10 protein-coding genes are annotated in these 12,142 nt (G+C 28.4%); 1 reads left to right on the top strand and 9 read right to left on the bottom strand.

Annotated elements, in window-relative coordinates:
- Positions 1-32: 32 nt before the first annotated feature.
- Positions 33-839, top strand: coding sequence for a mechanosensitive ion channel domain-containing protein (locus ACKU3H_RS06370; RefSeq protein ID WP_320036141.1), 807 nt, complete (start codon positions 33-35; stop codon positions 837-839).
- A gap of 14 nt (positions 840-853) precedes the next feature.
- Here the strand turns inward: ACKU3H_RS06370 and ACKU3H_RS06365 are convergent, their stop codons facing one another.
- The 9 genes from ACKU3H_RS06365 to ACKU3H_RS06325 all read right to left on the bottom strand — a co-directional run bounded on the left by ACKU3H_RS06365 (position 854) and on the right by ACKU3H_RS06325 (position 12,142).
- A complete protein-coding gene (locus tag ACKU3H_RS06365; protein ID WP_320036140.1) occupies positions 854-2,167 on the bottom strand; it encodes a CCA tRNA nucleotidyltransferase in 1,314 nt (437 codons plus the stop codon).
- 52 nt (positions 2,168-2,219) lie between these two features.
- Positions 2,220-3,029, bottom strand: a complete 810-nt coding sequence (locus ACKU3H_RS06360) for a mechanosensitive ion channel domain-containing protein (RefSeq protein WP_320036139.1) — start codon at positions 3,027-3,029, stop codon at positions 2,220-2,222.
- Between the two features lie 59 nt (positions 3,030-3,088).
- Positions 3,089-4,792, bottom strand: coding sequence for a proline--tRNA ligase (locus ACKU3H_RS06355; protein ID WP_320036138.1), 1,704 nt, complete (start codon positions 4,790-4,792; stop codon positions 3,089-3,091).
- A 13-nt stretch (positions 4,793-4,805) separates the two neighbouring features.
- A complete protein-coding gene (gene hemA, locus ACKU3H_RS06350; protein WP_320036137.1) occupies positions 4,806-6,101 on the bottom strand; it encodes a glutamyl-tRNA reductase in 1,296 nt (431 codons plus the stop codon).
- A gap of 32 nt (positions 6,102-6,133) precedes the next feature.
- Entirely contained in the window at positions 6,134-7,030 is an 897-nt protein-coding gene (locus ACKU3H_RS06345) for a polyprenyl synthetase family protein (protein ID WP_320036136.1), read from the bottom strand.
- An 8-nt stretch (positions 7,031-7,038) separates the two neighbouring features.
- Positions 7,039-7,335, bottom strand: a complete 297-nt coding sequence (locus ACKU3H_RS06340) for a DUF2018 family protein (protein WP_320036135.1) — start codon at positions 7,333-7,335, stop codon at positions 7,039-7,041.
- A gap of 1 nt (position 7,336) precedes the next feature.
- Positions 7,337-8,635: a histidinol dehydrogenase gene (gene hisD, locus ACKU3H_RS06335; RefSeq protein WP_320036134.1), complete on the bottom strand. Its 1,299-nt coding sequence runs from the start codon at positions 8,633-8,635 to the stop codon at positions 7,337-7,339.
- Entirely contained in the window at positions 8,635-9,111 is a 477-nt protein-coding gene (locus ACKU3H_RS06330; RefSeq protein WP_320036467.1) for a shikimate kinase, read from the bottom strand. The genes hisD and ACKU3H_RS06330 overlap by 1 nt, the downstream gene beginning before the upstream one ends.
- A gap of 115 nt (positions 9,112-9,226) precedes the next feature.
- The gene (locus ACKU3H_RS06325) at positions 9,227-12,142 is read right to left on the bottom strand and encodes an ABC transporter substrate-binding protein (protein ID WP_320036133.1); all 2,916 of its coding nucleotides are present in this window, start codon (positions 12,140-12,142) and stop codon (positions 9,227-9,229) included.

Genomic DNA, 12,142 nt, shown 5'->3' with positions numbered 1-12,142 from the left:
TATTATAATTTATTATACAAAAAAGGCTTAATATGGAAGTTTATCTTTCTAAATTATTAGATTTAACTATTGAGTATGCTCCTAAACTTGCTTTAGCAATTATTACACTTATATTTGGACTTTGGATTATTGCAATAATAATTAATCTATTTGAAAAAACATTAATTGCTTCAAAAGTTGACAAAACACTTATCCCTTTTCTAAAAAGTTTAACCTCATGGGGTCTTAAAATTTTATTATTTATCTCAGTTGCTTCAATGATAGGTATTGCAACAACATCTTTTGTGGCAGTACTTGGTGCTGCAGGTTTAGCAATCGGTTTAGCCTTACAAGGTTCACTTTCTAATTTTGCAGGTGGTGTTTTATTACTTGTATTTAAACCATATAAAGTTGGAGATGTTATTGAATCACAAGGATTTAGAGGTAAAGTTGAAGAGATACAAATCTTTAATACTATTTTAGTCACTTTCCAAAATAGAACAATTATAATCCCAAACTCAGTTGTATCTTCTAATTCTATTGTAAATATAAGTGGTAGAGGTACTATTCGTGCTGATATTGAAATAGGTATCTCTTACAGTAGTAATATTGACAAAGCTAAAGAGGTGATTTTAAGTACTGTAGCTAAAAATGAAAAAGTTTTAAAAAATCCTGCTTGTGAAGTAGGAGTTAAAGCTTTAGCTGATAGCTCAGTTAATTTATTGGTTATGCCGTGGTGTAAACCAGAAGATTATTGGGAAGTGTTTTTTGGACTAACAGAGGATATAAAAAAAGCTCTTGATGCAAATGAAATTACTATTCCTTTCCCACAAAGAGATGTTCATATTATCAATTCATAAAATAGAGTTTTACTCTATTTTATATACTTCTCTTTTATCTTTTCTAAGATAATTTCTTTATCAAAGTTTTCATCTATTTGAAGATTTAATGCAAAATCTAAAATGTCTTTAAACTCTTTAGAGGGTTTCATACCTAAATTTATCAAATCTCTTCCTTGAATATAAGGTTTTAATCCCTCTTGTGAGATATTCATCTCTCTGGCTCTTTCTAAAACCCAAGATATTGCATCATCACATTTTTTCTTATCTGGGATTGTTCTTCCTTTACAATCAGCCAAACATACTATGCATAAATCTTCAATATTACATTTTAAAGACAATCTTTTAACTGCTTTAATAGATGAGTCTGCTTTGTATAATTGAAATGGTGCTAAATGGTTTTTAACTAATGGAATCACTTTTTCTATAAATTTTTTTTCATTTGTTATTCTATTTAAAAAAGTTTCAGTAGGTTTGACCCCTAAAGCTTCATGCTTATGAGAGGTTATTCTGCCATCAATCTCTTTTGTACAATAAGGTTTTCCTAAATCATGACAAAGTAAAGCATAAAACAGATATAAATCTCTATATTCATCACCGGTTTTAAGTTTAACCATCTCATCAAGAGTCATTAAGGTATGAACCCAAACATCACCCTCAGGATGATACTCTTCATCTTGAATACACCCTACTAAAGCCTCTAATTCTGGAAAATATTTAAGTATGCCAAACTCTTTTAAAATCTCCATTCCTATAGAAGGTTTTGGAGATTTTAAAAAAAGTTTTTTTAACTCTTCAAAAACTCTCTCTTTTGGTAATGTTTTAAATTCAACAGTATCTACCATATTTTTACAAAGTTTTTTTGTATTGGAATCAATCTTAAAATCAAATCTAGAAGAAAATTGTGTAGCTCTATAAACTCTTAAGGCATCTTCAATAAAAGTTTCATCTTTTATATGTTTTATAGTCTTATTTTTTAAATCTTCTATGCCATTAAATGGGTCCAAAAAATTTTTTTCAAAAAAATCATAACCAATAGAATTAATTGTAAAATCTCTTCTTAGGCTAGCTTCCTTGTAAGTTAATGAAGATGAAGTAATTACTTCAAAACCTTTATGCCCATCTTCTATTTTTTTCTCTTGTCTTGCTAATGCAAAATCAAAACTAAATTCAGGAGTTGATAGAAGTAAAACTCCAAAAGATTTTCCTACCTCTTTAACATTTCCATATTTTTTAAGGCAGTTCTCTACACTAGTTAAAGAAGTGGTATTATAAAGCTCAATATCAAAATCTTTTGATGGAATATTTAATAAGTGGTCTCTTACACAGCCACCTACAAGTATTGGCAAAACACCAATACTTTTTAGGTCAGTTAGAATATCCTCTAATATTTTAGGGATATTAATCGTTGTTGTAGTGATGAACATCCTGTTGTGGATAAGGAATAGTAATTCCCTCTTTGTCAAAAGTTGTTTTTACATTTTCTGTTAAGTCAAATTTTACACCCCAATAATCTGGAGTTTTAACCCAAGCTCTAACAACAAAATTTACAGATGAATCTGCTAATTCAGAAACTGCAACAGTAATTCCCTTATCTTGAAGTACTCTTTCATCAGCTTCAACTATACCTTTTAATAAATCTTTAGCTTTTTTAATATCATCATCATATGAGATACCAACAACTAAATCAACTCTTCTTTCTGGTTTTGCATTTACATTTGTAATTGAACCACCTGTTATAGCTCCATTTGGCACAATAATTTTTTGATTATCTGGTGTGATAATAATAGTATTAAAAATAGATACCTCTTCAACTGTACCTGATACACCACCAGCATTTACAAAATCTCCAACTTTAAAAGGTCTAAACATAATAATCATTACACCTGATGCAAAGTTTCCTAAAGAATCTTTTAGAGCTAAACCAATAGCTAAACCAGCTGCACCTAAAATTGCAAAAAATGAAGTAGTATCTACACCTAATTGTTTTAAAGCTGTTAAGATTACAATAACCATTAAAACATAATAAATAATATCATCTAAAAAATTAGCTAATGTTTTATCTACTTTTTCATTTCTTAACATCATTTTTTTAGCAAAGTCAGCAACTTTTTTTGCTACCCACTTACCTATAATAAATATAACAATAGCAATTGCAATATTTAATGCATAAAGACCAATCATATCAGAAACTGTTTGTACACTGTTCATCTTTTCTCCTAAAAATTTTCCAAATTATATCATATTTAGATTACAAATAAGCCATTGAATTATTTAGTTTCATTTATTAAATATTCAACAACCTCTTCAACTTTTACTTCAGTTTTTTCTAAAGTTTTTCTATCAACTACTTCAACTAAACCATCTTGTAATTTTTTACCAACAACAACTGCATAAGGGAAACCAATAAGCTCAAAGTCTCCCATTTTAAAACCAAATCTTTGTTGTTTTCTATCATCAATTATAGTTTCAATTCCAGCTTGTTTTAATGAATTGTATATATTCATACCAGCTTCTAATTCATCCTCTTTTTTTCCATTTGACACAATAACATCAACCATAAAAGGAGCTGTTGGCTTTGTCCAGATACACCCCTTTTCATCATGGTGTTGTTCTATAACTGCTGCAACTAATCTACTTACACCAATCCCATAACATCCCATAACAAAAGGTTGTGCTTTTCCATTTGCATCTAAAAACTTAGCATCCATAGCTTCTGAGTATTTAGTTCCCAGTTGGAAAATATGTCCAGCTTCAATCCCTTTTGTATATGATAATTTTCCATCACAACAAGGACATAAGTCACCCTCTTGAACTGCAATTAAATCTGCATATTCAAGTTCCATAGATGTTAAATCTACACCTGTGAAGTGATAGTTTTCTTCATTTGCACCACAAACTAAGTTATTATCTTCTTTTAATTCATTATCAACAAATACTTTTATATCTTTTGGTAAATCTACAATTCCACAAAAACCTGGAACTAATCCAGCAGCTATTACCTCTTCTTCATTTGCATCTTCTAAATCAAGTGCATTTGCTGCATTACAAGCTTTTGTTTCTTCTAATTCATCTGTTCCTCTTACAAAAAATAAAACAACTTCAGATGATTCTTCATAAACAGCTTTTTTCATAACTGCTTTCATAGAATAGTAAGAGTCTGCATTTAAAAATTCACTAACCTCAGCTATTGTTTTACAATTTGGAGTTTCAACTTTTTCTAATGCTTTAGTTTCTAATTTTTCTTTTTTGGCTGGTTTTCTTTTTGCTGCTTCAATATTTGCACCATAATCACAAGAATCACATACAACTATTGTATCTTCCCCTGAGTTTGCAAGTATCATAAACTCTTTAGAACCACTTCCACCAATAGCTCCACTATCAGCTTCAACAACTCTAAACTCTAATCCTAGTCTTTCATATACTTTTTTATATGCATCTTCCATCACATTAAATTCTCTAACTAAATCTTCATGAGAATCGTGGAAAGAGTATGCATCTTTCATTAAAAACTCTCTACCTCTCATAAGTCCAAATCTAGGTCTAGCTTCATCTCTAAATTTTGTATTTATATGGTATAAATTAATTGGTAAATCTTTATATGATGTTATTCTATTTTTAACAATATCAACAACTGTTTCTTCATTTGTAGGAGATAAAACAAAACCTGCATTTTTTCTATCTTTAAATTTTAGTAACTCAGGTCCCATTGCTATAGCACGCCCAGATTGTTCCCAAAGTTCTAAAGGTGTAACAAAACTCATTAATACTTCATTTGCACCTGCATTATCCATCTCTTCTTTTACAACAGCTCTGATTTTGTCTAAAACTATTTTTCCTAAAGGCATGAAATTATAGATTCCTGCACCAGTTTGGTTTATAAATCCACCTCTTACTAAAAACTGATGAGATGGCAGTGTTGCATCATTTGGAGTCTCTTTAGTTGTTGGTATAAACATTTGAGAAAATTTCATTTATTATATCCTATTAATTTATTTTAAATTTATCGCAATTATGTGCGTTTAGCATATTTGCATCAGAACTTAGTCCAAAAATTGATTGAACTGTTCCTACAACAATATCACATTGATTATCTTTTGAAAGAGTTTTAATCTGTTTTTGAGGAAGATGTAAATATTCATTTATAACTGTTTGACAAAGCTTTCTAATATTTTCTTCATCATCTCTATTTATAAAACCTTTTTTCATTGCGTTTTGAAGTTTCTTTTCTATAATTTCATCTGCTTTTGTATACATATGTTTTACTACTGGTTCTATCTCTAAAGATTTTAACCATTCAAAAAACTCCAATGACATTTTATTTACAATTGAATAAGCTGTTTTAGCTTGTTCCGCTCTTAAACTCATATTGCTATTTACAATATCTTGTAAATCATCAACTGAATATATCATTAGATTAGAAGATTCAATATCATCAATATCTCTTGGAACTGCAATATCAAACCAGTATCTTTCAAAACTACACTCTTTGGTCATCTCTTGAGTAATTATTGGATAAGGAGCTGATGTTGCAGTAATCATAACTGGTGTTTCATTTAAAAGCTCTTCTAGCTTTGAATACTCTTCAACTTTTACATACTCTTCAAAGGTATCTGCTAGAATTTGTGCTTTTTTGATATCTCTACTTGTTAAAATTACATCAAATCCTGCACTTAAAAGGTGTTTAATGGTAAGTTCACTCATCTCACCTGCACCTATAACTAGAGCTTTTACTCCACTTGTATCTTTTATAATCTCTTTTGCTTTTGCTACTGCTGTACTTGCAACAGAAACAGAACCTGTTCCTAAACTTGTTGCATTTCTAACTGCTGCTGCACATTTAAAAGAGTAGTGTAAGGCTCTTGGTAGTTTTTGATCACAGTAGTTTTTTGCTAAAGAAAATCTAAAAGCATCTTTTAGCTGTCCTACAATTTGTGTTTCACCTATAACCAAAGAATCAAGTGCCGATGCTACAGAAAAAAGGTGGTGTATAGCTCCATCATTATCATAAATATCTGCTCTATCATATAGATTTTCAAAATCTATTTTTGAATAATTACTTAATTTTTTGATTATTGATTTTGAAGCTTTACTTGTATTATTAACTGCTGTTATAATCTCAACCCTATTACAGGTTGACAAAAGTATAGCTTCTCTTATATTTTCATCTTCTATTAATTGTTTTAAAAATCTATCTTTATTTTCTTCATTTGGAAATGCAAGTTTCTCTCTTGTTTGAATATCTGTATTTTTGTGAGAAAAACTAATACTTAAATAACTCATAATCTCAACTCTCTTTACGTATCTTAAATAATTTAAAATTCTCTATTTATCATTGCACTCATAATTTGTACTAAAGATTCATTATCTTCATCTTTAACAGCCGCAATAGCTTCTAAACCTAATTTTTTAGCTTCATTAATTGAATCTTCAAGTGCTTTTGTTTCTGTCATTTGTTGTTTAATCCATAAAGTATCTTCTTGGCTTAAACTCTTTTTATAAAGACTCTCTAATCTAGCTTTATCTTCAACTCTTTCATGTAAAAGAAGGTATGGAATAGTAACTTTTCCTTCAACAAAATCCAACATTGCAGGTTTTCCCAGAGTTTGGCTATCTTGCGTAATATCTAAGATATCATCTATCATTTGGAAAGCTAAACCAAGGTTTTTACCATAAAGTGCAAATTTATCTTTATCTTTATTTGCTAATATTGCAGCAGATTTTGCAGATGCTTCAATTAATGAAGCTGTTTTTTTGTAAATCATATCTAGATATTTATCATATGAAGTATTGAATTCATTTGTCAAATCCACATCTAACATCTCACCAATACTTAATAGTGTAACTGCATTTGAAACAGTATATGCAACTTCTCTATTCATCTGACTAAGTTCAGTAAAGGCTTTTGAATATAAAATATCTCCAAACATAATAGAGGTTTTATTATCAAAAAGTGCGTTTATAGAAGGTTTTCCCCTTCTTGTATCTGCTTCATCAATAACATCATCATGTAATAAAGATGCCGCGTGAATCATCTCTACAATTGCACAAAGTTTTATTGATTCTTCATTAATACCTGCAATTTTAAGTATTAATTTACTTCTTAACATCTTTCCTGTAGCTAATAAATCTAGTAATTCTAAACTTTTTTTATCATTACACTCTTTAACAAAATCTTTTATTTGATCTTTTACTTTTTGTAACTCTTCCACTTTTTACCTTATGAATCTAATCTACAAACTATATCGCCTGCAAGTTCAACATATAAACCTTTTTTCATCTGTTCAACTTCATCTAAATTTTGAATAACATATTGTTTTATAACTTCATTTATATCAAACTCTTCACTTTTATCTTTTGATAAAAGTATCTCCATAACTGCAAGCTTTTCTAATAATTTGTCAAACTCATCTTCAACAATCTCTTTATTAGCTTGATTTGCAATATCAAAATATTTTGACTTGGCAGAACCTACAAATAAATCATCTTCATCTTCGATTAACCAATTATTTGCCATCTTATTTATCCTCTTCTAGTCTAACTCTCACTGATTTTGCGTGAGCTGTTAAACCTTCAGTATCAGCCAAAAGTGCACAAGCTTCCCCTAATTCATCAATTGCATTTTTAGAAAAGTTAATAATTGAACTTTTCTTTAAGAAATTTTCTACATTTAAAGGGCTATAAAATTTAGCTGTACTTCCTGTTGGTAAAGTATGATTTGGTCCAGCTATATAATCACCAATTGGTTCAGGAGTATTTTCACCTAAGAAAATTGCACCTGCATGTTTTATTTTAGGTAATAATTCAAATGGATTTACAGTCATCACCTCTAAGTGTTCAGGAGCAATTTCATTCATAAGTTCTAATGCTTCATCCATATCTTTTGCAATAATAATTGCGCCCCTATCTTCTATAGATTTTCTAGCAATAGCTTCTCTACTTAGAGTTTTTAAGTAGTTTTCAACCTCATCTGAAGTTTGTATAGCTATATTTTCATCAATTGTAATCATAATTGAACTTGCCATCTCATCATGTTCAGCTTGTGATAAAAGGTCAATTGCCAAATATTTTGGTTTTGCACTACTATCACTTAAAATACCTATCTCTGAAGGTCCTGCAATCATATCAATATTTACTTCACCAAATACTAATTTTTTTGCAGTTGCTACAAAGATATTTCCTGGACCTGTTATTACATCCACTTTAGGAATTGTTTGTGTTCCATAAGCCATTGCTGCAATAGCACTAGCTCCTCCAACTTTATAAGCTTTACTTACATTACAAATGTGACATGCTGCAAGCAATAATTCATTTACTTCGTTATTTGGTGTTGGAGTACAAACAACAATCTCTTCAACACCTGCAACTATTGCTGGTATAGCATTCATTAAAAGTGAGCTTGGATATGCAGCTTTTCCACCAGGGATATAAAGCCCTGCTTTATCCACAGGAGTTACTTTTTGTCCTAAAATTGTTCCATTTTTTTCAAAATCAACCCAAGATTTTGGAAGTTGTTTTTCGTGGTAAGTTTTTATTCTATCATAGGCTGTATGTAAAGCTTTTTTTAAATTTTCATCAATATTATCATAAGCTTTTTTCATATCATCTTGAGAAATCATAAGCTCTTCATCACTTTTAACTTCCCATTTATCAAACTTTTCTATGTGAGCTTTTAAAGCTTCATTACCATCTTGAACAATCTCATCAATTATTCCTGTAACTATTGCTGAAACACCTTTAATATCAGTTTTAGCTCTAGCTAAAATATTTTCAAACTCTTTACTAAAATTTGCATCTTTTGTATTAATTATCTTCATTATATATTTCCTAATATATCTTTTATGATATCGTCTATATCTCTATTTTCTACATTTACTGTAACATCAGCTACTTTTTTATAATCTTCAATTCTTTGTTTATATATTGTTTTTGCTTCTTCTAAATTTGATAAAAGAGGTCTTTTCTTTAATTTTACTTTTGCATTTGGAGCAGAGTGTATTCTATTTAATATACCTTCAAAACTTGATTCTAGATATATAACTTTCCCTATATTGTGAATATTTTCTTGTCTAAAAAATCCTCCACCAGTAGAGATAATAGTATTATCTACATTTTTTTCAAGCCATAAAGCACACTTCTTTTCTAAACTTCTAAAATAAGGTTCACCCTCTTCTTTAAAAATTTTTTTTATTTTTTTATTCTCTACACTTTCTATTAAATCGTCTGTATCAATTGAAAAATAATCTGTTGCTTTTACTAAAGCTCTGGCTATTGTACCTTTTCCAACACCCATAAAACCTATTAAAATTATATTATTCTTTTTATCCAATTAGAATTTCCTAGTTTATAAAATCGTAAGATTATATCTAAATTTAAGTAAAAGATAAATGACGAGTGTCAAATTTGTTTTAAACAGGGATTTTAAAAGTAAATTGTGCCCCAGAGTATTTTTTATTTCTATAAGTATAATTTACATTCTCTACTTCAATTTTTCCTCTCATATGTTTTTCAACAATCATTTGAGTCATATAAAGGCCAATTCCTGTACCTTGAGCTTGATGTTTAGTTGTAAAATATGGTTCAAAAATATTTTTAATAATTGATTCATCTATCCCTTTTGCATTATCTTTAATTTTCAAAATAAATAAATCATTTTCTTTTTTTAAATTTATAAAGATATATTTTTCATTTTCTAGTTTTTCAAAAGCATCTTTAGCATTGTAAAATATATTTATTAGTGCTTGCATAAACTCATTTTCATAACTTTTTATTACTGTATCATCAACATCTTCAAATATCACAGTAATTGAATTATTTTTAAGTACACCTTCTACTAGTTCTATTGATCTATCTATTGTCTTTAGAATAGAGAACTCAACTTTCTTTTTGTCTGATTTAAAAAAGTTTCTAAAATCTTCAATTGTTTCTGACAAATGTTGTGCTGTAGAATTGATTTTTTTAAGCTCTTTTTTCTCATCTTCTGCAGTTGAAATATCTAAATCTTTTTTTAACTCAATTGCTGTTGATATTGAACTTATCAAACTTAATGGTTGTCTCCATTGATGAGCGATATTCTCCAACATCTGCCCCATTGAAGCCATTTTTGATTGTTGGAATAGTAATTGTTCTTTTTGTTTAGTTTCACTTATATCTACAACTGCTGATATTCTTACTTTTTTTGAGTTTATTATTGCATTTGTACCTTTTGATAATACATCGATTATTGTTCCATCTTTTTTAATACCCTTTGATTCAAAAATAGTTGAGTCATTATTGGTTTTTCTTTTTTTAATCTCTTTATATGTTTCTTTAGGTACAAAAACTTTTATGTTTTTTCCTATAATCTCATCTTTTGAATCATAACCATACATTTTATGTGCAACATCATTTGCATCAATACAAATATTATCTTCAAAAATAAATATTGCTTCAGTAACAGAGTTTATCAATATTTCAAAATCTTTAATTGAAGCTTCCAATCTTTTTTTTGTTTTTATTAACTCTTCATTTGATTTGTTTAATTGATTTTGTTGTTTTTTTAGTACCCTATTATGTCTTGTTAGTTGAAAATGTCTATAAAAAAGAAATAAACTTACAATAAGAAGTACAATTCCTATTTGATAAAAAAGTGTATAGTCAAAACCAGATTCGACATTAACAGAGATATAACTATTGGTAATTCTTTGTTTATCTTTTTCATCTATAGCTTGAACTGCTTTTTGAAATAATTCAAATAAGATAATATCATCGTTTCTTACCCCAATACCTAATTCAAAATAATAATTGAACTTACCACTTATTTTAAGTTCCCAAATATAATTGTGTTGAAGAGTATAAGCGATAGTTGGCAAGGCATCTACAAAACCAAAAAGCTCCCCTTTTGCAACTTTTTGCATACCTTCTGTAACATTTACAACATCAACTATTTTATTATCAGGATGTAATCTTTTTAATATCTCTCCTGTGGCATAACCTTTTACAACTCCTAGTTTTTTTTCTGAAACTAAACTGTCTGGATCTGAAATAAATAATTCATCATTTCTAGTTGCAATCACTAAAGGGAAAGAAACATAAGGGCTTGTAAAATTCATATAAGTCAATCTTGAAGGAGTTGCCGAAGCCAAAGAAAAAATATCACATTCTCTTGATTTTGCAAATTCTACTGATTCACTCCAAGTTTTAGTGGGAACTAACTCTATTGGAATACCAATTTTTTTTGATAGAATAGGTATATATTCTGAAGTCATTCCTACATGTTTACCATCAATAAGTTTTTCATAAGGCATCCAATCAGGATCAATACACATTGTAATTTTATCTTTTTTAGATATATATTCTTGTTGTTCTTTTGTAAAATTTAATTCTGTAACATTTTTAGCAGATGTATCATAAATTATATCATCAACATCAAATTTTTTTTGAATTAGTCCATCATTTACAAATTCATTTATATTTTTTTGAAACAATTGTTTATCAATTTTACCAACCTCATATATTTTTGGCATAATCAGTTTTTCTATTTGATTAGCTTCAAATAAAAGAGCATCTTTTGTTTTTACTTTTGAATATTTATCATAAATAATATCAACTATCTCTTTTTTGTGTTCTAAAGAATAAAGCCATCCTTTATTTGTTGCTTCTAAAAATTTTTTTATAAGTTCAGGGTCATTTTGTGTTAATTTTTTTGTAGTAAATAGATTTACTCCAGAACCATATATTCCATAAGACTGTGGGTCAATGATATTAAAAGGGACATTTGATTTTTTAATTTCATAAATTTCATTTGATAAATATGCACTCATAACATCAACTTTACCACTTATAAAATCATCAGGATTAAAAGAATGCTGTCTAAATTTAAAATCATTTTCTGAAATGCTGAATTTTCTAAAAAGTGCATTTAGTGTTGATAAATTTAATTGTTCATGTTCAATCATAATTGTTTTATCTTTTAAATCAAAAGGTGTAACAATATCTTGTTTAGTTACAAAAACTAAAGCTGAACGTTTAAAATAATTTGCTATGAGTTTTAAAGAATCTTTTAACTCTTCAAAATTTAACACAGAAAAGTCATAAATTGAAAAAGTAGACTTACCACTTTTTAAATCTTCTACAATATTAATACCATGATTAAACTCTTTTATTTCTACAGATAATCCTGCATCTTCATAAAAGCCTTTCTCTTTTGCGGCAATAAACCCTGCAAATTCAAATTGGTATTTCCAATTTAATTGAATAGATACCTCTTTTAGCTCCTCTGTTTGAGAGGCATAAGAAAAAATAGTAAAACTAATAATTAATAAAAAGTATCTAAATATATTCAA

This window comes from Halarcobacter sp., from assembly GCF_963675975.1.
Lineage (GTDB): Bacteria > Campylobacterota > Campylobacteria > Campylobacterales > Arcobacteraceae > Halarcobacter.
The sequence above is the reverse complement of the archived record's forward strand: the minus strand, read 5'-3'. Positions and strand labels throughout refer to the sequence as shown.